Source organism: Actinopolymorpha pittospori (genome assembly GCF_014873875.1).
Taxonomy (GTDB): Bacteria; Actinomycetota; Actinomycetes; order Propionibacteriales; family Actinopolymorphaceae; genus Actinopolymorpha; species Actinopolymorpha pittospori.
Map to the genome: position 1 here is coordinate 1,772,678 of NZ_JADBEM010000001.1, position 20,418 is coordinate 1,793,095.

Annotated in this window: 24 protein-coding genes and 1 pseudogene; 9 read left to right on the forward strand and 16 right to left on the reverse strand. The window is 70.2% G+C overall.

The window, feature by feature from the left end; translation table 11 throughout:
• Nucleotides 1–121 precede the first annotated feature (121 nt).
• Complete coding sequence (locus HEB94_RS08405; protein ID WP_238361465.1) at nucleotides 122–1,363, reverse strand: FAD-dependent monooxygenase; 1,242 nt, start codon at nucleotides 1,361–1,363, stop codon at nucleotides 122–124.
• A gap of 101 nt (nucleotides 1,364–1,464) precedes the next feature.
• Between HEB94_RS08405 and HEB94_RS08410 the strand changes: the two genes are divergently transcribed.
• Entirely contained in the window at nucleotides 1,465–2,175 is a 711-nt protein-coding gene (locus tag HEB94_RS08410) for a TetR/AcrR family transcriptional regulator (protein ID WP_192749377.1), read from the forward strand.
• A 21-nt stretch (nucleotides 2,176–2,196) separates the two neighbouring features.
• On the opposite strand, the gene HEB94_RS08415 is transcribed toward HEB94_RS08410, so the two are convergent.
• Genes HEB94_RS08415 through HEB94_RS08430 form a run of 4 tightly spaced genes read right to left on the reverse strand, consistent with a single transcriptional unit; the run spans nucleotide 2,197 to nucleotide 6,308 of the window.
• Complete coding sequence (locus HEB94_RS08415; protein ID WP_192749378.1) at nucleotides 2,197–2,997, reverse strand: GntR family transcriptional regulator; 801 nt, start codon at nucleotides 2,995–2,997, stop codon at nucleotides 2,197–2,199.
• A 57-nt stretch (nucleotides 2,998–3,054) separates the two neighbouring features.
• Entirely contained in the window at nucleotides 3,055–4,083 is a 1,029-nt protein-coding gene (locus HEB94_RS08420) for an N-acetylglucosamine kinase (protein ID WP_192749379.1), read from the reverse strand.
• Nucleotides 4,084–5,385: a family 4 glycosyl hydrolase gene (locus HEB94_RS08425; RefSeq protein ID WP_192749380.1), complete on the reverse strand. Its 1,302-nt coding sequence runs from the start codon at nucleotides 5,383–5,385 to the stop codon at nucleotides 4,084–4,086.
• Nucleotides 5,385–6,308 carry a 6-phosphogluconolactonase gene (locus HEB94_RS08430; RefSeq protein ID WP_337917521.1) on the reverse strand — a complete coding sequence of 308 codons (924 nt, stop codon included), beginning with the start codon at nucleotides 6,306–6,308 and terminating at the stop codon, nucleotides 5,385–5,387. Before HEB94_RS08430 ends, HEB94_RS08425 begins: the two co-directional genes overlap by 1 nt.
• A gap of 167 nt (nucleotides 6,309–6,475) precedes the next feature.
• On the opposite strand from HEB94_RS08430, the gene HEB94_RS08435 reads away from it, so the two are divergent.
• A complete protein-coding gene (locus HEB94_RS08435) occupies nucleotides 6,476–7,741 on the forward strand; it encodes an acyltransferase family protein (RefSeq protein ID WP_192749381.1) in 1,266 nt (421 codons plus the stop codon).
• 12 nt (nucleotides 7,742–7,753) lie between these two features.
• Here HEB94_RS08435 and HEB94_RS08440 read toward each other — a convergent pair whose 3' ends face one another.
• Together HEB94_RS08440 and HEB94_RS08445 are read right to left on the reverse strand one after the other, a co-directional pair.
• Entirely contained in the window at nucleotides 7,754–8,113 is a 360-nt protein-coding gene (locus HEB94_RS08440; RefSeq protein WP_192749382.1) for an ArsR/SmtB family transcription factor, read from the reverse strand.
• Nucleotides 8,114–8,229: 116 nt separating this feature from the next.
• Nucleotides 8,230–8,487 (reverse strand): SRPBCC domain-containing protein, encoded by a 258-nt coding sequence (locus tag HEB94_RS08445; protein WP_192756316.1) that lies wholly within the window; start codon nucleotides 8,485–8,487, stop codon nucleotides 8,230–8,232.
• A gap of 6 nt (nucleotides 8,488–8,493) precedes the next feature.
• Here HEB94_RS08445 and HEB94_RS08450 point away from each other — a divergent pair, with 6 nt between their 5' ends.
• Nucleotides 8,494–8,892, forward strand: coding sequence for a YccF domain-containing protein (locus HEB94_RS08450; protein ID WP_192756315.1), 399 nt, complete (start codon nucleotides 8,494–8,496; stop codon nucleotides 8,890–8,892).
• Between the two features lie 48 nt (nucleotides 8,893–8,940).
• On the opposite strand, the gene HEB94_RS08455 is transcribed toward HEB94_RS08450, so the two are convergent.
• A complete protein-coding gene (locus HEB94_RS08455) occupies nucleotides 8,941–9,504 on the reverse strand; it encodes a TetR family transcriptional regulator (RefSeq protein WP_192749383.1) in 564 nt (187 codons plus the stop codon).
• A gap of 94 nt (nucleotides 9,505–9,598) precedes the next feature.
• Here HEB94_RS08455 and HEB94_RS54440 point away from each other — a divergent pair.
• The 5 genes and pseudogenes from HEB94_RS54440 to HEB94_RS08475 form a co-directional block, all read left to right on the forward strand.
• Nucleotides 9,599–10,039, forward strand: a pseudogene (locus tag HEB94_RS54440) (MFS transporter); the annotation flags it as partial.
• 241 nt (nucleotides 10,040–10,280) lie between these two features.
• The gene (locus HEB94_RS50375) at nucleotides 10,281–10,949 is read left to right on the forward strand and encodes an MFS transporter (RefSeq protein ID WP_273377706.1); all 669 of its coding nucleotides are present in this window, start codon (nucleotides 10,281–10,283) and stop codon (nucleotides 10,947–10,949) included.
• Between the two features lie 89 nt (nucleotides 10,950–11,038).
• On the forward strand, nucleotides 11,039–11,404 hold the full coding sequence (locus HEB94_RS50380; protein ID WP_192749384.1) for a nuclear transport factor 2 family protein: 366 nt from the start codon (nucleotides 11,039–11,041) through the stop codon (nucleotides 11,402–11,404).
• Between the two features lie 216 nt (nucleotides 11,405–11,620).
• Nucleotides 11,621–12,001: a VOC family protein gene (locus HEB94_RS08470; protein ID WP_192749385.1), complete on the forward strand. Its 381-nt coding sequence runs from the start codon at nucleotides 11,621–11,623 to the stop codon at nucleotides 11,999–12,001.
• Nucleotides 12,002–12,131: 130 nt separating this feature from the next.
• On the forward strand, nucleotides 12,132–12,668 hold the full coding sequence (locus HEB94_RS08475; RefSeq protein WP_192749386.1) for a DUF6886 family protein: 537 nt from the start codon (nucleotides 12,132–12,134) through the stop codon (nucleotides 12,666–12,668).
• A 45-nt stretch (nucleotides 12,669–12,713) separates the two neighbouring features.
• Here the strand turns inward: HEB94_RS08475 and HEB94_RS08480 are convergent, their stop codons facing one another.
• From HEB94_RS08480 to HEB94_RS08490, 4 genes are all read right to left on the reverse strand, one after another.
• Nucleotides 12,714–13,223 (reverse strand): DUF3995 domain-containing protein, encoded by a 510-nt coding sequence (locus tag HEB94_RS08480; RefSeq protein ID WP_192749387.1) that lies wholly within the window; start codon nucleotides 13,221–13,223, stop codon nucleotides 12,714–12,716.
• 200 nt (nucleotides 13,224–13,423) lie between these two features.
• On the reverse strand, nucleotides 13,424–13,720 hold the full coding sequence (locus HEB94_RS49115; protein ID WP_202896225.1) for an anthrone oxygenase family protein: 297 nt from the start codon (nucleotides 13,718–13,720) through the stop codon (nucleotides 13,424–13,426).
• Nucleotides 13,693–13,893, reverse strand: a complete 201-nt coding sequence (locus tag HEB94_RS49120) for an anthrone oxygenase family protein (RefSeq protein WP_202896226.1) — start codon at nucleotides 13,891–13,893, stop codon at nucleotides 13,693–13,695. Before HEB94_RS49120 ends, HEB94_RS49115 begins: the two co-directional genes overlap by 28 nt.
• 102 nt (nucleotides 13,894–13,995) lie before the next feature.
• Complete coding sequence (locus HEB94_RS08490; protein ID WP_192756317.1) at nucleotides 13,996–16,431, reverse strand: replicative DNA helicase; 2,436 nt, start codon at nucleotides 16,429–16,431, stop codon at nucleotides 13,996–13,998.
• A gap of 676 nt (nucleotides 16,432–17,107) precedes the next feature.
• Here HEB94_RS08490 and HEB94_RS08495 point away from each other — a divergent pair.
• On the forward strand, nucleotides 17,108–18,463 hold the full coding sequence (locus tag HEB94_RS08495) for an MATE family efflux transporter (RefSeq protein WP_192749388.1): 1,356 nt from the start codon (nucleotides 17,108–17,110) through the stop codon (nucleotides 18,461–18,463).
• Between the two features lie 308 nt (nucleotides 18,464–18,771).
• Here HEB94_RS08495 and rplI read toward each other — a convergent pair whose 3' ends face one another.
• The 4 genes from rplI to rpsF all read right to left on the reverse strand — a co-directional run bounded on the left by rplI (nucleotide 18,772) and on the right by rpsF (nucleotide 20,388).
• Nucleotides 18,772–19,218, reverse strand: a complete 447-nt coding sequence (gene rplI / locus HEB94_RS08500) for a 50S ribosomal protein L9 (protein WP_192749389.1) — start codon at nucleotides 19,216–19,218, stop codon at nucleotides 18,772–18,774.
• 18 nt (nucleotides 19,219–19,236) lie between these two features.
• A complete protein-coding gene (gene rpsR / locus HEB94_RS08505; protein ID WP_192749390.1) occupies nucleotides 19,237–19,473 on the reverse strand; it encodes a 30S ribosomal protein S18 in 237 nt (78 codons plus the stop codon).
• Nucleotides 19,474–19,551: 78 nt separating this feature from the next.
• On the reverse strand, nucleotides 19,552–20,082 hold the full coding sequence (locus HEB94_RS08510) for a single-stranded DNA-binding protein (protein WP_192749391.1): 531 nt from the start codon (nucleotides 20,080–20,082) through the stop codon (nucleotides 19,552–19,554).
• A 15-nt stretch (nucleotides 20,083–20,097) separates the two neighbouring features.
• Entirely contained in the window at nucleotides 20,098–20,388 is a 291-nt protein-coding gene (gene rpsF, locus HEB94_RS08515; RefSeq protein WP_192749392.1) for a 30S ribosomal protein S6, read from the reverse strand.
• Between the last annotated feature and the right edge of the window lie 30 nt (nucleotides 20,389–20,418).

A 20,418-nucleotide genomic window follows, 5' to 3' on the forward strand; every position in this document is an offset into this window, starting at 1 on the left:
CCTGCGAGCAGCGATCCGAGGGACATCCGAGGACCGCCGTGTCGTTGCTTTGATCCCCGCCCAGGATCGCGAGGGACCCCACCCTGCGGCCAGCGATCTCCGCTGCCGCATCCGGCCAGCATCACGCGGCGGCGTAGTCGGGGTAGGCAGGGTAGTCGGGCAGGGCCTGGTCGGTCGCGAGCACCTTGCTGCTGCTGACCAGCATCTTGCGGACCAGTCGGGTACGGAACAGGCTGTTGCGGGTCCACAGGCCGAACGACGTCGACGGGGCGAGGAACTTGCCCGGGCTGGCGCCGCGCTGCCAGCGGCCGGCGTAGGGGCGCATCCGACGTTCGTAGGCGGCGAACGCGGCACGGTGGTCCCCACCGGTGGCGGCGAGCTCACCGGCCAGGACGTACGCCCCGACCAGGCCGGCACCCACGCCCATCCCGCCCAGCGTCACTCCCCACGCGGCGTCGCCGAGCAACGCGACGCGCCCGGAGACCCAGTTCGGTGCGCTGACCCGGCTGATCGAGTCGAAGTACAGCTCCGGCGCCTGGTGCAGCCCGTCGAGCAGTCTCGGCACGTGCCAGCCGAGGCCGGTGAACGCGTCGGCGATCGCCGCCTTCTGCTGGTCCAGGTCGCGCCAGTCGTGGCGCAGGGGCGGCGAGGCGAACACGACGAACGCGCCGGCTCGGGCCGGGTCCTGCTGGTCGGCGGCGACGCTGGCCATCCGACCGGGCACGTTGTACTGCCGCGGGGTGGTGTCGACGCCGAGGTCGTTGGGCATGTCCCAGCCGGCCAGGTAGTAGCCGAGGTGGCGCACGTACCGATCCTCGGGTCCGAAGGCGAGGCGCCGTACCCGCGAGTGCAGTCCGTCGGCACCGACCACGAGGTCGAACGTGCGGGACGCGCCACGGCTGAAGTCGACGCGTACACCGTCGGCGGTCTCGGTCAGGGCGGCGATGGCGTCACCGAACAGGTACTCCACCCGGTCCGCACCGCGCTCGTACAGCACCCGGGACAGGTCGCGCCGGTAGACCTCGATGTCGCCGCCGGCGAACTCGGCCGGCAACTCGAAGATCAGCTCGCCGTGCTCGTCGACGCTGCGCATCGCACCACCGTGGGTCTGGGCGGCGCGCAACTCCTCCAGGACCCCCATCTTCTCCAGCACGCCGAGATGGGTGGGGCCACGGAAGTCGACCGCGAAGCCGGAGGCGCGCAGCGCCGGGGCGATCTCGACGACGGTGGTGTCGGCGCCGTAGTGGGCGAGCCAGTACGCCAGTGCGGGACCGGCGACGCCGGCGCCGGAGACCAGGACGCGCAGCCCGGCCAGGGGCGCGGACGAGGGCATGAAGGAGGGGGTGGACGAAGGCATGGTCATCAGAACTCTCCCGTCGAGAAACTGTGTCCGTCGGACACGGTGTATCTTAGACACAGTTTCGCCGGAACGACAAGGACAGGCGACAAGGACAGGGGCGTGCGATGGCAGCGGACACACCGGCGATGGCGGTGCTCTGGGGCCGGACCTCGACACCGAGGCGCGGGCCGAAACCGACCCTGAGCGTGGAGACGATCGCCCAGGCCGGGATCCGGGTCGCCGACGCCGACGGGTTGGCCGCGGTGACGATGCAGCGGGTCGCGCAGGAGTTGGGCGTCACGAAGATGGCGCTGTACCGCTACGTGCCCGGCAAGGTGGAGATGGTCGCCCTGATGACCGACGTCGCGATCGGCGCGCCGCCCGCGGACCGCGCTGGCCGCCAGGCCGGCGGACCCGCGTGGCGGCCGCGGCTGGAGACGTGGGCGACGCGGATGTACGAGCGGTTCTCGGCCCATCCCTGGGCACTGGAGGCGACCGTCGGCGCCCGACCGATCGGACCCAACGAGGTCGCCTGGCTGGAGGAGGTCGCCGCGGCGCTCGCCGACACCCCACTGAGCGGCGCCGAGACCCTGGACACGGCGGCGGCGCTGTCCGGCCAGGTCCGGATGGTCGCGCAACAGGCGGCGGCCTATGGCGCCGACTCACCGGAACAGTCGCTGCTCGCCACCCTCGGCGCCGTGCTCGCCGAGGACGAGGACCGCTTCCCGGCGGTGGCCGCGGCGCTCGCCGACACCGCCGGCGCCACCGACCAGGCCCTCGACTTCGGGATCCAACGGCTGCTCGACGGGGTGGAACTGCTGATCAGCCGCCGCTGAGACAACCCGTCCGAGCCGGGGTCAGGACAGCGGCCGGTACAGGTCGGCCTCGAAGCGGTAGGCGTCGCCGCGGTAGACCGACGTGCCGATCAGCACCGGCAACTCCGCGAGGTCGTAGGCCACCTCGTGCCCCACCAGTACCGGCGCGCCCTCCTCGACGTCGAGCAACCGGGCCGTCTCCGACTCCGCGGCCCGCGCCTGCACGGCGTAGGAGCTGCGCTGCAACACGATCCCGCACAACGTCTCGAGCGCCTCGTACAGCGAGCGGTCCTCCAGGTCGGCCTCGACCAGCGCCTCGGCCCGCTGCAACGGCAGGACCGTGGTGTCCACGCAGACGGGTACGGCGTCCATGCCGCGCAGCCGGCGTATCTCCAGCACCTTCGCCGACGGCGCGATCCGCAGCCGTTCGGCCTCGTCGAAGTCGGCCGGTCGGACGGCCTGGGCCAGGATGTGGGAGGTCGGGCGGAGTCCCCGGGCCCGGGCCATCTCGGTGAAACTCTGCAGCACACTCGGCGGTTCGCCGACCACGCGCCGGGTGACGAACCAGCCGCGCTGGGAGGACCGCTGCAGCTGCCCCTGCCCGGCGAGCCGGCCCAGCGCCTGCCGCAACGTCGTACGACTGACTCCCAGCTGAGCGGCCAGCTCACGTTCCCCGGGCAGCCGGCTCCCCTCGGGATAGAGCCCGCGTCGCAGCGCGTCGGTGAGCTGGGCGTAGGCGAGGTCGGCCGCCGTACCGGGGGCCGCCCCTGAGGCCGACCCTGCGACCAGCTCTGTGGTCGACCCGGCAGCCGACTCGGTGGTCGACTCGGTGTCCACGCCCATCCGGTGGACGCTACCAAGCGGGTCGTCGCGTTGCGGGGAGGTCATCGGCGTCCCGCCTCAGGTGGCGAGGAACTCCGGCGGCGGCGCGGACTCGCGCAGCCGGTCGAGGACGGCGGGGGTGATCGCCACGCCGGTGTCCGCCAGCGCGTCCAGGGTCGCACCGGAGACCGGCGGGAGGACGGCACGCACCGGCCGTCCCGCCGGGAACCGTGTAGGCAGCGCCGCGAGCAGGGACGCCATCACCGGCGAACCCTCCGAGCCCAGCACCGGTCCGGCGAGTACGACGGGAACACCCATCTGCTCACGCGAGGCGCCCTGGTCGGTGAGGGGGAAGCCGACCATGCGCGCGGTGACCAGGGCGTAGTCGGCGAGGTGCTCACCCTCGGCCCTGGCCAGTGCCGAGGCCACCTCGTCGCCCTCGAGAGCGGCGGCGACCACCTCCCGCGCCGCCGAGGCGTGGAAGCCGAAGGCGCGGCGCGGGCCCTCCCGCCGGGTGAAGTCGTGCAGCATCGACTCGACGTCGGGATACCCGAAGAACCGCAGCAGCCGACCGGTGAGCGTGGTCGCGGGACCCAGGCCCAACGCGGCACGGTAGACCGCCCGCAGCGCCCTGGCGACCAGCCCGGAGGCCCCGTGGGCGTCCTGGATCCAGAAGCTCATGCTCCACTCGTCGCCGCGTGGCCCACGACCCGCGACCGCCGAGCCGGTACCCGCGATGACCGCCACGCCGACCCCGCTGGGTTCGCCGCAGCGGATCGCGGCGAACCCGTCGTTCAGGATCGAGCAGCGGGTGAGCTCGGGCAGCCTGGTGGCCAGGGCTTCGACCCAGTAGGCGCGGTCCTCCGGCCAGTCGACCCCGGCGAGTCGGAAGGCCGCCGCGGCCACCTGCTCCACACTCACCCCGGCCACTGTCAAGGCTTCCTTGACGGCACCGACGACGGAGTCCGTCGCCGCCCGCGCGGACTCGGCGCCGTAGATGTCGCCGTTGCCGCTCCGGGCCTGACCGACGACCCTGCCCTCGACGTCACACAGCAGGGCGACCGTCTTGCTGTTCCCGGCGTCGACGCCGAGGTGCAACGGCTCCATCTACGGGACGAGCCGGCTGGGCAGGTGCGCCACGTGCGCGCGGGCCATCTCGGTGTAGAGCTCCTCCGCCACCGGAAGGGACGGCACCAGAGGGTGCGCGGCGAGGGCGCGCACCGCGTCCTCCCGGCTACCCTCCCAGCCGGCCTTGGCGGCGAGCACCTGGTGCTCGGCGAGCGCCTGCACCAGACCACGAACGGCGTGCGGCAGCGGCTTCTGCGGCAGCGGGGTGAAGCCGGTCGCGTCCACCCGGGTCGAGACCTCCACCACGACGTCCTCGTCGAAGCCCGGCAGCGCGCCTCCGATGTTGGGAAGGTTGACCGGGAGCACGTCGCCGGTGTTGTTGTAGAAGGCGTTCATCGCGTCGATGGCCAGCTCCAGCTCGTGGATGCCGCCACGGGAGCGGGCCGGGTCGAGGTTGGGCGCCGCGGACTTCGCCTGCTCGGTGTAGTGCTCCCAGTAGCCCGGCACCTCGGCCATGATGTCCTCGGCGCGGGTGGTGGGGCTCGCCTGCAGCCGGCGCAGCACGTCGTCCCGGAAGTAGTAGTTGAGGAAGTAGTACGACGGCACCGACTCCATCGCGACGGCGAGCCGGACCAGCCGCAGGTCCTCCTCGGCCGTGGCCGGGTCGTCGCGGCGCGCCTCGTAGGCCTCACGCAGGACGGGGATCAGGTCCTTGCCGTCGTAGGTGTGCTCGGTGCTCCAGCAGTTGTGGTTGATGCCGACCATCGTCGTCTGCAGCAGGTCAGGGTCGAGGCCGGCCGCCTCGGCGAGGATGCGGGGGAAGATGATCGGCCCCTCGCACAGCGACACGATGGGGATGTCGGTGTAGCTGGTCATCGCCTGGGCCACGATGTTGACCGGGTTGGTGTAGTTGAAGATGCGGGCGTTCGGGGCGACCGCGGCGAGGTCGTCGGCGACCTGCTTCATCACCTGGATCGACCGCAGCGCCATGAAGAACCCGCCCGGGCCCTGGGTCTCCTGGCCGATCACGCCGTGCTTGAGGGGGATGCGCTCGTCCAGGGCGCGCGCCTCGAACCCGCCCGGCCGGAAGCTGGACAGGACGGCGTCGACGTCACGCAGGCCCTCCCGCCGGTCCGTCGTCGCGGTCACCGTCAGGTCGAGCCCGGCGTTCTTGGCCATCCGGTCGGCGAGTTCCTTGACCAACGCGAGCCGGTCGGCGTCCAGGTCGATCAGGACGACCTCGGATCCGTCGAACTCCGCGCCGTGGTGCACGAACGACGCCATCGTCCCGGCGGCGCGGGTCGAGCCGCCACCGAGATAAGCCATCTTGATCCGGGCCATCAGTTCTCCTCCGAGCCTTGTGCTGTCAGGGATGTCGGTTCCGGGCCGGCCGAGGTGTTCGGCGTCCGGGAGTCTTGCGTGGCGGGCAGGCGTACGGCGGCCGCCTGGTCGACGTAGAGGTCCGGCGCGGCGCACTCACTGAGCACGGTCGCCGGCCACGTCGGGTCGTAGTGGTCGGCTGCCGCGAGACGTGCGGCCGCCTCGGCCTTGTCGGCGCCGAGCACCACCATGACCGCGCTACGCGAGTGCCGGCGGATGGTGGCGACACCGACACCCACGCCGTGGTGGGGAACCCGGTCCAGGGTGCGCAGGTGCGGGAACGTCACCAGGTTGTCCCGGCGGGTGGTCTCGGCGAGCGGGACGACCCGGGTGGGCGCGTCGGCGGGCGTGCCGGGCGGGTTGAACGCCACGTGCCCGTCGGAGGCACCCGAGGCGAGGATGAACAGGTCGACGCCACCGGCGTCCGCGAGTCGCCGCTCGTACTCCTCGGGCTCGGCCGGGTCGGGCACCCACAGGTGCTCCTCTGAGACGCCCCGACCGGGCCCGGCGGCGGCCGAGAGTGGATCGGCGATCACCTCGCGTCCGAACCGGCGGCAGCTGTGGGCAAGCTCAGCGTCGACCCAGGCGAAGGTCCCTGGCGTCGGCCCCGGTTCGACGTACTCGTCCATCATCACGATGACCAGCCCGGACAGGTCCAGGTGCCGTCGTTCGACCTCGCGGGCCAACTCGGCGTACGTCGTCATCGCGCTGCGACCGCCCGGGCAGCCGAGCAGGTAGCGCCGGCCCGAGCCGGAGGCGGTCTCGATGCCGTCGGCGATGCGGACCGCCAGCGCGCGGCCCAGCGCGGTCGGGTCGGGAAACAGCGTGGGTTCGACCCGCGCGCCGCGGCGCTCACGTTCGGGTTCTCGTGCGGCGTGTGCCACCTACTCGACTCCCACCCTCGATCTGGACCAACTGGCCCTCAGGACCTTAATTGGTCCAACTGGTCTGATCAAGCGGTGATTCGGGTGGGACAGCTCACGTCCGTTCTCAGTCTCCTCTCAGGTTGGTCACGGGGTCCGCACAGACTCGGTTGGCAACGTGCGACGAGATGACCCTCTCGCCGCGCTCACCCACGCCGTCCACCGACGGCACGGCAGACGGCGTGGCGGACGGCACGGTCGGCACCACGACCGCCACGGCGACGCCACCCTCGGTCACCTCGCCCGCATCCGATCCGCCCGCTCCGGCAGGTGCCGAAGGTGCCCGACGACACCCGCCCGCCGGACGCAGCGCCGGCGTGGACGGACTACGCGCGGTCGCCGCGGGCACCGTCATCGCCTACCACCTGCACTCCGAACTTCTGCCAGGTGGCTCCATCGGCGTGGACGTGTTCTTCGGGATCAGCGGATTCGTCATCACGCGGTTACTGCTCGCGGAGTTCGACCGGACGCGCGAGATCTCGCTGCGGCGTTTCTACGTGCGCCGCTTCCTGCGGCTCGGGCCGGCCCTGATGCTGCTGTGCGCCGTGGTCGCGACGCTCGCTCTCGCCACCCCGCTGAAGGCGTTCGAGGGACAGTGGCTCGCCGCGCTGCTGGCGATGACCTACGCCGTGAACCTGATCCGCGCCGCGCAACCGGGTGCCTACGACCACGTGATGGGTTCACTGCCGCACACCTGGTCCCTCGGCATCGAGGAGCAGTTCTACCTGTTGTGGCCCTTCGCCCTGCGCGGTCTGCTCCGACGGGTGGCGGCACGCACAGTGGTGATCGTCGTGGCCGTGCTGTGCCTGACGCCCACGGCGATCCGGTTCGCGTTGTGGGACGAGCACGCCGCCCACCGCATCTACAACGGCATCGACACCCGCGCGGACGAACTGCTGATCGGCTGCCTGCTGGCCCTGCTGCTGTGGCACCTGCGCGAGAACCAGGCGGCGCTGGACCGGATCCGGACCTGGGCGGGCCGCCTGGTCTGGCCGGCCGCGGTCCTGATCGGCATCGCGGCGTGGAAGATGCCGATCACCGCGTGGGTCGACGGCTGGACGCCCGCGTGGTACACCGTCGGCTTCCTCTGCGTCGGGCTCCTCACCGCCACCGTCATCGCCGTCCTGGTCTTGGACGAGTTCCACCCGCTCACCCTGCTTCTGGCGCTGCCGCCGCTCGCCTGGATCGGGCAGCGGCTCAGCTACGGCCTCTACCTGTGGCACTACCCGATCCTTGCCTACGTCGGCACGCTCGGACTGGTGCCGCAGGTCCGGGTGATGCTGGTGGTCACCGGGGCCGTGCTGATGGCCGGACTGTCCTACCGCTTCGTCGAACGGCCGCTGCAGCGACGCAGGCAGCGCTCCGCCCCCGCGCTCGCCGGCTCCTCGGCCTGAACGGCGCGAGGCTCACCCGGCCGGACGACCCCCGGACCCGCCGGCGTCCTCAGACGACTCCGCGATTCGCTTGATCGCCCCGAGCCGGCTGTCCCAGTCGGCGGCCAGCCGGGCCATCCATCGGGCCGTCGCCGCCAGGCGTTCCGGACGTACGGCGTACCGCACCTCGCGACCCTGCCGACGACCCACCACCAGCCCGGCCCGGTCGAGGATCGCGAGGTGCTTGACCACCGCCTGCCGGGACACCGGCAACTCGGCCGCGAGCACGGTCGCGGTCGCCTCGACACGGTCGGCGAGGACCTCGAGCAGCCGTTGACGCGTCGGGTCCGCCAAGGCGGCGAAGACGTCGTCGGGCTCGGCGTTCACGTCCATTCCGCCTCCGTCGATCTCCCCATGGCCCCACGCATGGTCCGCCATCGTGCTCCAGGGCGGCGGAACGGGCGGCTCCACCCCGCCCGTCCACCCACTCCGCCGCCATACCCGAACCGTCAGCCCGCCAGCCGCTCGACGTACTCCACCAACTCGGGGAGTTCGGCCGCCCACCCCTCGACGTTGTGCAGGACGGCCGTGGCCCGGTCCTCCTCCGAGACGGACAGGTCGGCGAAGCCGGTCTCGACCACCCGGAGCCGGGTGCCGTCGCCTTCGGGCGTCAACGTGAACTCGACCAACGTCGATCCGGCCTCGCGTGGGTCCTTGGACGTGGCGGGGTCCCAGCGCCAGGAGAACAGGTGCGGCGGGTCGAGAATGACGACGTGCGGCTCATCCTCAACGTCGTCTGGCTGATCTTCGGCGGACTCTGGCTGGCGCTCGGCTACGCCGTCGCCGGCGTGATCCTGTGCATCCTGATCATCACGATCCCCTTCGGCATCGCAGCGTTCCGGATGGCCAACTTCACGCTCTGGCCCTTCGGCCGCAGGCTCGCCGACAAGCCCGACGCCGGCGCCGGATCCCTGGTCGGCAACATCGTCTGGCTCGTCCTCGCCGGCTGGTGGCTCGCCCTCGCCCACATCGTCACCGGGATCGCGCAGTGCGTCACGATCATCGGGATCCCGCTCGGCCTGGCCAACTTCAAGCTGGTGCCGGTCTCGCTGTTCCCGCTGGGCAAGCGGATCGTCGACGTCGACGACCCGATGGCCTTCGCCGCGCGCTGACCACGCGCCCAGGACGAGTCCCTCACCCGCGCCGTCGCGCGGGGCACCTCACAGACGCGACTTCTGGCCGAGGATGACCTCCGCCATCGCGCGCGCGGCCAGCGCGGGGCGGGCGTCGGGGCGCGTCACCGCGTGGGCGAGAACCCCGTCGATGAGCACGAGAAGCTGGTCGGCGCCAAGGTTCGGGTCGGGGTGCCCGTTTCGGGTCAGCTCGGCGGCGAAGAGGTCGTGCAGCCCCGACTTGTATGCGCGGACCTCGTCGTGCGCCGGATGCGTGGGGTCGGTCAGGGCGAGCTCGGCCGAGGTGTGACGGCAGCCCCGGAACGACGGCTGCGTGGTGATCCTGTCCAACTCGTCGAAGACGGCCAGGACCCGCTGCCGTGGATCCTCGCCGGCGGCGTCCATGGTCCGGCGATAGCGATCTTCACTCGAGGCGGTGCGTAGCACCTCCGCGATGAGCCCGTCCTTGCCGCCGAAATGTTGGTAGAGGGAGCGTCTCGCGACGTCGGCCTCCTTGAGGATCGCGTCCACGCCCACGTGCACGCCCTGCGCGTACATGAGGTCGTGAGCCGCGGCCAGAAGCCGCTCACGGGGACCCGGTCTCGTCGTCACGGCGTCGATTCTGACACGAAGTTGACAGTAGATCAACCGGTCTATCTAATAGTCCAGCGCGTGCACCGATCGGTCTATCTACTGGAGTGACTCAATGCCTCGTGCGGGCACCCTGCCAACCGTGCTGGCCGGCGTCTTCATCACGATCCTCGACTTCTTCATCGTCAACGTGGCCATCCCGACCACTCAGCGCGACCTTCACGCCACCACCACCACGGTCGAGTGGATCGTCGCGGGCTACGGCCTCGCATACGGTTCCGGCCTCGTCCTGGGCGGTCGCCTCGGCGACATCTTCGGCCGTCGGCGACTCTTCGTCGTCGGCATGGCCCTGTTCACACTCGCCTCGATCGCCTGTGGGCTGGCGCCCGACGGCGCCACGCTGGTCGTCGCCCGGATCGTCCAGGGCGCGGCGGCCGCACTGCTCGCCCCGCAGGTGCTCGCGATTCTGCGGACCACCTACAGCGGTCAGGCGCAGGTCAGGGCGATCAACCTGTACGCACTGACCATGGGCCTGGCCGCGGTGTTCGGCCAACTCGTCGGTGGCCTGCTCATCCAGGCCGACCTCTTCGGCCTCGGCTGGCGAGCCTGCTTCCTGATCAACGTGCCCATCGGCGCCGCCGCGCTCGCCCTGAGCGGGCGCGTGATCCCCGAGAGCCGCCTGGCCACCGCCACCCGGCTCGATCTGGGAGGCACCGCCCTCGTCACACTCGCACTGGTCGCCACCCTGCTTACCGCTGATCGAGGGCCGTGCCCAGGGCTGGCCGCTGTGGACCTGGCTGTCGTTCGCCGTCGCCGCCCTGCTGTTCCTCGCCTACGGCAGGCGCCGACACGAGTCACCGCTGATCGACCTCACCCTCTTCCGCGACCGGGCGTTCACCGCGGGCCTGCTCACCCAGCTCGCCTTCACCATGGGCATGGCCGCGTACTTCCTGATCTTCGCGCTGTACGCCCAGGAGGGCCGCGGCCTGGACGCACTCCAGGCCGGCCTCATCTTCACACCGATCGGCGCCGGCTACCTCTCGGCCTCACTGCTCGCGCCCAGACTCACCGCACGGTTCGGGCACCAGGTCATCGCCTTCGGCGGCCTCACCAGGGCGCTCGGCCTGGCCGCGCTGCTCGTCACGGTCGCGATGAACGTTCCGCTCGGCTGGCAGATCCCCGCCCTCGTCGTCGACGGGTTCGGCATGGGCCTCGCACTGGCTCCCATCATGGGCACCGTCCTCGCCAAGGTCGCCCCACACCACGCCGGAGCGGCGGCCGGCGTCCTCACCACGACCCAGCAGGTCGGTTCGGCCATCGGCGTGGGCCTCGTCGGCATCGTCTTCTACGGCAGCCTGGCCGGCGGGGTCAACCACGCGTTCGAGCACGGGCTGGTCTACCTGATCGCCGTCACCCTCGCGATCGCCGGTCTGGTGCAGATGCTGCCCCGCACCGCGAAGGCGTGAGCTTTCCGCCGCCCGCTTCCCACCCTGACATTCCCCTCCCTGCACCGACCCGCCACGTGCCGGCGCCACACCACCGAAAGGGACCTTTCGTGAGCGACCTGAACGACCTCGCCCGCCGCTACATCGAACTGTGGAACGAACCCGACGCCGAGCGCCGCCGCCGCGCGATCAGCGACCTCTTCGCACCGGATGCCGCGCACTACACCCCGACGCGTGAGTTCCACGGTCACATCGAACTGGAGGCGCGCGTCACGACCGCCTACGAGCAGTGGGTCGAGCCCGGCGAGTACGTCTTCCGGTCGGTCCCCAACGCCAACGGGCACCACGACGCCGTGCGCTTCAACTGGGAAATGGTCCGGCTGGACTCCGAAAAGGTGGAGTCGGTCGGTTTCGACTTCCTCGCACTCGACGAGAACGGACTGATCAGGAGCGACCACCAGTTCCTCGACCAGTGAGAAACGCCTTCAACAGCTACGACACAAAGAAGTGGCCCGGTCGGCTGCGCGGCTGGTACCTTCGGCGCGACTCGCTGGCACCACGGTCGGCGGACGACGCACGCGAAGGGGGGTGTGGATTCCGATGTACGCCAGCACTCCACGCCTCCGCCGGGCCGGCTGAGCCGATCTCCTCGGTTCACGGCTCGCGGGAGGCACCCCTCACAGGAGGACCCCGTGAGTTCCGTCATCCACTTCATCACCATCGACTGCTCCGACGCCTACGCGATCGCGCATTTCTGGAGCAAGGTCACCGGCGCACCGCTCGCGGACGACGACTTCCCGGGCGACCCGGAGGCAATGGTCAAGCTGCCAGACGGGCCACCACTGCTCTTCGTCCAGGTGCCCGAGCCCAAGCAGGTGAAGAACCGCATGCACCTGTGCCTCGAGCCCAGCGCGCTCCGTGAGACCGAGGTCGAGCGCATGCTCGAGTTGGGCGCGACGGTGGTCGACGACCGGCGCAAGCCCGACGGCGCCGGATGGGTGGTCTTCGCCGATCCGGAAGGCAACGAGTTCTGCGTCCTGCGCAGCGCCGCCGAACACGCGGTGACGTCCTGACGTAGCAGGCGGCGGTCAGGTCCGGCCACGGTCGGACCTGACCGCCGCGTCCGTCTCACCCGTCCCGCTTCGCGGCAGCCCATCCGGAAGTCGGTGGCGCGAGCGTTAGCCGGCCCGATACAACTCTTCGGTGCGACCGAACGCGACGGAAGTGCTGCACTTCTCCGAAGACCCCACCATCACGAGGTTCGTTCCCCTCGTCGCCCTCACCTCCTCCCACGGCGAAGCCCTCGTCTGGGCGGTCGACGACGCCCGCGCACCGGACTACTGGTTTCCGCGGCAGTGCCCGCGCGCCATGGCCTGGGTGGGTCCGAACACCACGCGCGCCGACCAGGACCGCATCATCGGCGCGGGCTGCGGCGACCGCGTCCACGCGATCGAGTACGACTGGCTGCAACGGCTCCTGAGTGTAAATCTGTACGCCTACCGGCTGCCGGCGGAGCGTTTCCACCCCTTCGGCACGCCACCGTCCGCGATGGTCTCCACCGACACGATCGAGCCGCTCGGCCCGGCCGAACCGGTGCGCGACCTGCTCGAACTCCACCGGGCGGCCGGCATCCAACTGCGGCTGCTCGACAACCTCTGGGAGTTCTGGGACGAGGTCGTCGAGAGCACGCTGGAGTTCAGCGGCATCCGGCTGCGCAACGCCAAGCCCCGCCCGGAGTGAGCCGACCAGCCGGGGATCATTTCGGTCAGGCAGGGGCGCGGTCCGTCAGGGCCGGCGCGCCGACCACAGCAGGTAGGCCGACCACACGAAGATCAGACCCCCGGCGGTGAAGACGACGTCGTAGAGGGCGCCGACGCCGATCTCGTCGATCAGGAAGACGTCCTGCACCAGGCCCAACCCACCGCGCACCAACGCGAGGACGCCGCCCCACGCAGCGTCCCGGACCAGCCAGACCTGGAGCCGTCCACTGCCGCGTCCCGCCGCGAGGACTCCCGCCCCGCCGGCGAACCCGACGAAGGCCAGCCCCGCCACGAGGTCGTACACCAGGAACCAGGTCCGGTCGCTGATCGGGCCCACCTCGGCCGGAAGTCCAAGCCGACCACCCACCGCCCAGTAGAAGTGCACGAGGCCGAACGACAGAGCTCCGAGGGCACCCACCCCAAACCACCCCCGCCCGGCCACTGCCCTCCTGGACGCAGGGCTGACCGGATCCGCCCCTCGTCCGTCGTCGAACTCGTGGGTGACATCGGTGTGCCGAGCGGGTTGGTCGATCACGGCGGGCTCCCTCCCGAGGTGACTCCGCCGGTCGGTCGGCGGGTCTCGACCAGACTCGCGTCGTCCTCGGCGCGGGCCTTCCCCCGCGCGAGGGAGACCGGCCGCCTCGCGGGGGATCCCTGGGTCTCTCAGGAGGGCGGGGACTCTAGTCACGGAGTTGTCGGACGGGAGCCGGCGCTCCCGCGAAGGCGGTCCCGGCGTTACGTCAGTGAGATCGTGAGGACCGCCGAGGCGGCGAGCCCGGCGACCGTGCGGAGGTGGTTCCAGGCGTGCCACCCCGAGAAGTAGGTGTTCCACGCCGATGCCGCCCGCGTGTCCTCCGGGTCGACGGTCGCCAGGGCGTTGTTGCGCGGGACATGGTAGACCGCCGTCACGATGACCACGACGAGGTAGATGGCGGCGCCGATGATGTGGAACGCCATGTCGGTCGTCCCGTCCCGCAGCGACAGTCCGGCCAGCGCGATCGAGCTCAGGGCCGTACCGAACAGCGCGGCCATGAACCACGGTTCGGAGCGGCCACGTTGATGGCCTGCATGGCGGCCAGCCCCTGCGCCGATGGCAACCGCCGAAGAGCCTGCATCACGAACGTCGAGAACCCGAAGAAGACCCCGCCGACCAGCCCACTCCCGACCGCCGAGATCACCGCCAACACCTGCACCACGCCACCCATCGCCCCTCCTTGTCGCGCCGGATCACATCCTCACCTACCGGCCGGAGCTGAGCGACACCCCTGCTGCCGCTGAGGAGATCGTCGAGGCTCTGGGACGCGCTCCTAGCCCTGTGCCATGTCGACGAAGCGGGAGTAGTGGCCCTGGAAGGCGACCGTGATGTTGGCGGTCGGACCGTTGCGGTGCTTGGCGACGATGAAGTCGGCCTCACCGGGACGGGTCGACTCGCGCTCGTAGGCGTCCTCGCGGTGCAGCAGGATGACCATGTCGGCGTCCTGCTCGATGCTGTTGTGGACCGGGATCCCCTCGGCGAGGAAGTTGTGCGTCCCGAGCACAGTCGCGTCGTAGACCTCCTGCTCACCGAGGCTTTCGACGGAGACAACCGAGTCCCAGAAGACGTCGTTGGTGGCGAGCACGTCGAGTTCGGCACAGTCCAGGACCGCCGCGACCTTGGCGAGCCGAGTTCGGCTCGGGGCGCGCTTCCACAACGTGGAACCGGAGAACTGTGTCCCCGTCGCCGCGGCGAACTGCCGATGGCTCAGCTTCGTCTCCTCGAGGACCTCGCGAACGCGGTCCCACACGTCGCGCGGGACCGTGTCGACGTTGGGGTTCGCGGTGATTCCGCGAAGCTCGGCGAGGATCTCCGCGGCGAGGACACCGCGGACACCGTGAACTCCGACGTCCTCGATGAACCGCACCTGGTTCTCGGCGCTGACCACGTGCACGTGGAAGGAGTCCCGGTAGCCGGTTTTGTGCACCGTCTCGATCCTGGTGAGGATGTTGAAGCGGAGCAGCAGTCTGGCGACGTCGTCGGCAAGTCGACGACTGGTCGACGCGTAGTAGATCCGTACCTGCTCGCGGACGTCGCGATGAACGCAGCCGTCAGTGGCCCACAGATGCCGCAGGAACAGGCCGACCTGCTTCTTGGGCAGCGAGAACACGCCGGACGGTACGAACTTCTCGTGCGGCGCGGCGTCGGTGACGGCTCGTAGGTCGGCTTCGTCGATGCTCGCGTAACGGATCGGCTGGTGGCGGACGAACGAACCGTCGCCCAGCAGGTGAGCGAGCATGACGACCTCGTCGTCGTTCCACGGCTTGATCTCAAGCGGCGGCGGGACGTGACGGGCGACGGCGAGACGGGTGCCGGTCGCCAGCTGACCGAGTGGCTTCCAGCCGTCGTAGGTCAGGAACGGATGGTTGGCCGTCGCGGTGATCTCCCGGCCGGAGGCGAGCCGAAGGCGGAAGACCTCCTTCACCCCACTGGGGAAGACATGCGTCATGGTGCGCGGCACCAGTTTGAGACGGTCGTCCAGTGACCAGACCGGCACGTCCCGAGCGTCGGAGGCGAGCAGTTCGCCCAGCGACACCTCGTGCCCGGTGTCGGCCCGCATCAGCCGGGTGTCGGCCGTCAGGCAACCCGACTCGCGAAGGTCGGAGAGCATGGGGCGCTTGTCGGTGCGCTGCTCGGGTCCACGGTTGAGCTGGGAGAGGGCGACGACGGGGACGCCGAGCTCCTTGGCCAGCAGCTTGAGGTTACGGGAGAACTCCGCGACCTCGACCTGGCGACTCTCCACCCGCTTGCCGGACGTCATCAGCTGGAGGTAGTCGAGGACGACGAGGCGCAGGTCGTTGCGCTGGCGGAGCCGGCGGCACTTGGCCCGGATCTCCATCAGGGTCATGTTGGGCGAGTCGTCGATGTAGAGCGGGGCGCTCGACACCTCCCCCATCCGGCGGGCGAGGCGGGCCCAGTCGTCGTCGCTCATACTGCCCTGCCGCATGTGGTGCAGCGGGACCCGCGCCTCCGCGGACAACAGCCGCATCGTGATCTCCGTACGGCTCATCTCCAGCGAGAAGATGACCGAGGCGAGCCCGTGCTTGACCGAGGCGGCTCGCGCGAAGTCGAGGGCCAGGGCGCTCTTGCCGACACCGGGACGGGCCGCGACGACGATCAGCTGACCCGGGTGGAGACCGTTGGTGAGCGCGTCGAGGTCGGTGAAACCGGTGGGGACGCCGACCATCTGGCCGCCGCGGGAGCCGATCGCCTCGATCTCGTCGAGGGCGGACTCCATGATCTCGCCGAGGACGGCGTAGTCCTCGCTGCTGCGCTTCTCGGTGACGCCGTAGATCTCCGCCTGTGCCCGGTCGACCACGTCGTCGATGTCGCCGTCGCCGGAGTAACCGATCTGGGTGATCTTGGTGCCGGCCTCGACCAGCCGGCGGAGGATGGCCTTCTCCCGGACGATCGCGGCGTAGTAGCCGGCGTTGGCCGCGGAGGGTACGGAGGCGATCAGGGTGTGGAGGTAGGGGGCGCCGCCGATCCGGCCCAGGTCACCCTTGCGCTGGAGTTCGGCCGCTACGGTCACCGCGTCGGCGGGCTCGCCCCGGCCGTAGAGGTCGAGGACCGCTTCGTAGACGGTCTCGTGCGCGGGGCGGTAGAAGTCGGTGCCGCGGATCTCCTCGATCACGTCGGCGATCGCGTCCTTGGACAACAACATGCTGCCGAGCACGCACTGCTCGGCGGCGAGGTCCTGCGGCGGCATCCGGTCGGGAGCGCCTTCGACGGAACGCGGGACAGGAAACTCGCTGACACTCACTGTCGCACTACCTCCGACGTTCCACCCGTGGCGAACACCTGTGCGACGTTCTAGCGCAGTGCACCCCCAAGCCGGTTCTCGTTCGGCTCGCTCGCACCCGCGCGCTCGCAGGGTTCGACGTGACAGCCGACCGTACGCGCTGGGGGGAGGCGACGTGCAAATTTGTCATGCACAGGCCCTGTGCGTAGCCCCCGGAATCCCTGGGGATTCTGTGTGCACAGCCTGGGGATTTCTCTGTGGAGAACGGCTGGGGACTCCGGCGATCAGGCGCGCCGCCTGCACATTCGGCATCCCCAAGTTGTGGACACCTGTGGATACCAAGAAAGTGCCGGGCAAATCGTTGCCCGGGCGTGTCGCCCACGGCGTGCCGAGACCGGTAGTCGGGTCCGTGCTCTGGGTCGGCGTTCGGTGCGCCTCGGTGAGGACGGCATCATGGAGGGCGCAAGCATAAGGAAGGCCACCCCCAAGCCCCTGACCTCCCGAAGCCGCCGGAAGGACCCCCGTGACCGTCCCTGGTTCCTCCCGACCGACCCCGAGGGGTAGCGACGACGACTCCGACGGCAACCATCCCGGCCCCGGTGGATCCGGGGCGGCCCCCGCTCCGGGGCCTGGGACTCCGGCGGTGGATGTCACGCGTGGCTCCGGACTGCGCCGCCGGCTGCGCAGTCCGCACGACCGGGAGATCCTGCGCCTCGCGGTCCCGGCGTTCGGCGCTCTGATCGCCGAACCCGTCTACCTGCTCGCCGACTCCGCGATCGTCGGTCACCTCGGCACCCCGCAGCTCGGCGCGCTCGGCCTCGCGGGCACGGCGCTGCAGACGCTGGTCGGGCTGTGCATCTTCCTGGCCTACGCCACCACCGCCTCGGTCGCGCGGCAGGTCGGCGCGGGCGACCGGCGGTCGGCCCTGGCGTTCGGTATCGACGGGCTGTGGCTGGCCCTCGGGCTCGGCGTCGTCCTCGCGCTGGTCGGGACGCTCGTCGCCCCCGCGGTGGTCGAGGCGTTCGGCCCCTCCGAGGCGGTGCACGAGTACGCCGTCACCTACCTGCGGGTCGCGATCCTCGGGATGCCGGCCCTCCTGCTCACCTTCGCGGGCACCGGTGTGCTGCGCGGCCTGCAGGACACCCGCACCCCGCTGTGGGTCGCGGGTGCGTCCTACGTCGGGAACGTCGTCCTGAACGTCCTGTTCGTCTACGGCTTCGACTGGGGCATCGCGGGGTCGGCGTGGGGGACCGTGCTCGCCCAGACCGGCGGCGCCGTCGCCCTCGTCGTCGTGGTGGTGCGTGGCGCCCGACGGCACGGCGCCTCGCTGCGCCCGGACCTCTCCGGCATCAGGGCGTCGATGCACGCGGGGGTCCCGCTGATCATCCGCACCCTCACCCTGCGGGTGGCGCTCCTCGCCACGACCTACGTCGCGACGTCGTCCGGCGACACGGCGCTCGCCGCGCACCAGGTGGCGTTCACCCTGTGGAACACCCTGTCCATCGCCCTGGACGCGATCGCGATCGCCGGGCAGGCCATCGTCGGCCGGTATCTCGGCGCCTCCGACGTTCGCGGCACGCGGGCCACGACCCGGCGGATGATCGAGTGGGGCATCGGCGCGGGCGCGCTGTTCGGGCTCGTCATCGTGCTGGCCCGGCCGCTGTACGTCCCGCTCTTCACCAGCGACACCGAGGTGCAGGCGCTGCTCGCCCAGGTGATCCTGGTGTTCGCGGTGTTCGAGCCGATCGCGGGTGTGGTGTTCGTCCTCGACGGCGTCCTGATCGGTGCGGGCGACGGGCGCTACCTGGCCTACGCGGGTCTGCTGACGCTGGTGGCGTTCCTACCGCTGGCCTGGCTGGTCTACGCGACGGACGGCGGGCTGACCGCGCTCTGGTGGGCGTTCGGCGGGTTCATGGTGGCGCGACTCGTGACGCTCGTCGTCCGAGAACGCGGCACGGCCTGGCTGATCACCGGCGCCCAGTCCGCCGGTCGCTCCTGACGACCAGGCCGCGCGACCACCCGACTGTCCCCAGGGGCGACAGATATCCACAATGATCTTCCACGTGCTGTTGAATGGCTACGAACGTGCACGTGAGAGACCTGCCATGGCTGTGGAAAAGGGCAGCAGAAAGGGCGGTCCCGCCTAGGGGACCGCCCGATCTGTGGAAACACTGAAGCACTGCCGCCGGGGTTCGGTCGTACTCGACCGAACCGCGACGCCGCCGCGCTGAACCAGGGCCGAGCCGTAGCCGTAGCCGTACTGGCCGGCCCGGCCCCTGACGATTCAGCGACTCGGCTGTGGAGGACTCAGCTCTCGACGACCTCGAGCGACAGCTTGGCGCTGAGCTCGGGGTGCAGCCGGATCGACACCTGGTGCGAACCGAGGGTCTTGATCGGCGTACCGATCTCGATGCGGCGCTTGTCGATGTCGGGCCCACCGGACTGCTTGACGGCGGACACGATGTCGGTGACCGTCACCGAGCCGAACAGCCGGCCGCTGTCACCAGAACGCGCCAGCAGCTTGACCGACAGCGCCTCGAGCTGCGCCTTGATCTGCTCGGCGTGCCCGAGGTCACGGACCTCCCGGACCTCGCGTGCCTTACGGATCGAGGCGACCTGCTTCTCGCCGCCCTTGGTCCAGCGCATGCCGAGACCGCGCGGGATGAGGAAGTTACGGCCGTAGCCGTCCTTGACCTCGACGATGTCGCCGGGGGCGCCCAGACCGGACACCTCCTGCGTGAGGATGAGCTTCATAGCGTGACAACCTCCTCGTCAGCGCGCGGTGCTGGTGTAGGGCAGCAGGGCGACCTCGCGCGAGTTCTTGATGGCAACCGCGACGTCACGCTGGTGCTGAGTGCAGTTGCCGGTCACCCGGCGGGCACGGATCTTGCCGCGGTCGGAAATGAACTTCCGCAGCAGCGCCGTGTCCTTGTAGTCGACGTAGGAGATCTTCTCCTTGCAGAACACGCAAACCTTCTTCTTGGGCTTGCGTACAGGGGGCTTGGCCATCGTGGTGCTCCTCCAAGGAAGCCCCGCGTGATGCGGGAATGGTCGCGGATGGAAACGAACGGGATGGACGTCGGTGGATCAGAACGGGGGCTCGTCCTGGAAGCCGCCGGACTGCTGTCCGCCACTCCAGGGGTCGCCGCCACCGGACTGACCGCCGGACTGCTGGCCGCCCTGTCGGGCGCCACCGCCGCCACCTTGCGGCGTCTGCCACGGGTCGTCACCGCCGAACCCGCCGCCTTGCGAGCGGCTCGTCCGGGTGACCTTGGCAGTCGCGTTGCGAAGACTGGGCCCCACCTCTTCGACGTCGACCTCGAAGACCGTGCGCCGCTCACCCTCGCGGGTCTCGTACGAACGGGACTTCAACCGTCCTTGAACCACGACTCGCGTGCCACGGGTCAAGGACTCGGCGACGTTCTCGGCGGCCTGCCGCCACACACTGCAGGTGAGGAACAGCGTCTCGCCGTCCTTCCACTCACCGCTCTGCCGGTCGTAGGTGCGCGGCGTGGACGCGAGCCGGAAGTTCGCGACCGCCGCACCGGAGGGGGTGAAGCGCAGTTCAGGGTCGTCGACCAGATTGCCGACGAGGGTGATGACTGTCTCGCCTGCCATGAACGCCTCCCGGGTTCAGCGGGTGTCGGGGCGGATGACCTTAGTCCGCAGCACCGACTCGTTCAGGGTCAGCTGACGGTCCAGCTCCTGGACGACCGAAGGCTCGCAGGTGAGGTCGATCACGGAGTAGATGCCTTCGGACTTCTTGTTGATGTCGTACGCCAACCGGCGCCGGCCCCAGATGTCGACCTTCTCCACACTGCCGCCGCCCTGACGGACGAGGGTGAGGTACTGGTCGAGGGACGGGCCTACGGTGCGTTCCTCAAGGTCGGCGTCGAGGATGACCATGACTTCGTAACGACGCATGCGGAACTCCACCTCCTCTGGACTCGGGCG

Bases quoted from the DNA above. Each gene is read 5' to 3' on its own strand.
- HEB94_RS08405 (WP_238361465.1), bottom strand. From the start codon at position 1,363: ATGACCATGCCTTCGTCCACCCCCTCCTTCATGCCCTCGTCCGCGCCC.
- HEB94_RS08410 (WP_192749377.1), top strand. From the start codon at position 1,465: ATGGCAGCGGACACACCGGCGATGGCGGTGCTCTGGGGCCGGACCTCG.
- HEB94_RS08415 (WP_192749378.1), bottom strand. From the start codon at position 2,997: ATGGGCGTGGACACCGAGTCGACCACCGAGTCGGCTGCCGGGTCGACC.
- HEB94_RS08420 (WP_192749379.1), bottom strand. From the start codon at position 4,083: ATGGAGCCGTTGCACCTCGGCGTCGACGCCGGGAACAGCAAGACGGTC.
- HEB94_RS08425 (WP_192749380.1), bottom strand. From the start codon at position 5,385: ATGGCCCGGATCAAGATGGCTTATCTCGGTGGCGGCTCGACCCGCGCC.
- HEB94_RS08435 (WP_192749381.1), top strand. From the start codon at position 6,476: ATGACCCTCTCGCCGCGCTCACCCACGCCGTCCACCGACGGCACGGCA.
- HEB94_RS08440 (WP_192749382.1), bottom strand. From the start codon at position 8,113: ATGGACGTGAACGCCGAGCCCGACGACGTCTTCGCCGCCTTGGCGGAC.
- HEB94_RS49115 (WP_202896225.1), bottom strand. From the start codon at position 13,720: ATGGCCGCGCTGTTCGGTACGGCCCTGAGCTCGATCGCGCTGGCCGGA.
- HEB94_RS49120 (WP_202896226.1), bottom strand. From the start codon at position 13,893: ATGGGTGGCGTGGTGCAGGTGTTGGCGGTGATCTCGGCGGTCGGGAGT.
- HEB94_RS08490 (WP_192756317.1), bottom strand. From the start codon at position 16,431: ATGCCGCCGCAGGACCTCGCCGCCGAGCAGTGCGTGCTCGGCAGCATG.
- rplI (WP_192749389.1), bottom strand. From the start codon at position 19,218: ATGAAGCTCATCCTCACGCAGGAGGTGTCCGGTCTGGGCGCCCCCGGC.
- rpsR (WP_192749390.1), bottom strand. From the start codon at position 19,473: ATGGCCAAGCCCCCTGTACGCAAGCCCAAGAAGAAGGTTTGCGTGTTC.
- HEB94_RS08510 (WP_192749391.1), bottom strand. From the start codon at position 20,082: ATGGCAGGCGAGACAGTCATCACCCTCGTCGGCAATCTGGTCGACGAC.
- rpsF (WP_192749392.1), bottom strand. From the start codon at position 20,388: ATGCGTCGTTACGAAGTCATGGTCATCCTCGACGCCGACCTTGAGGAA.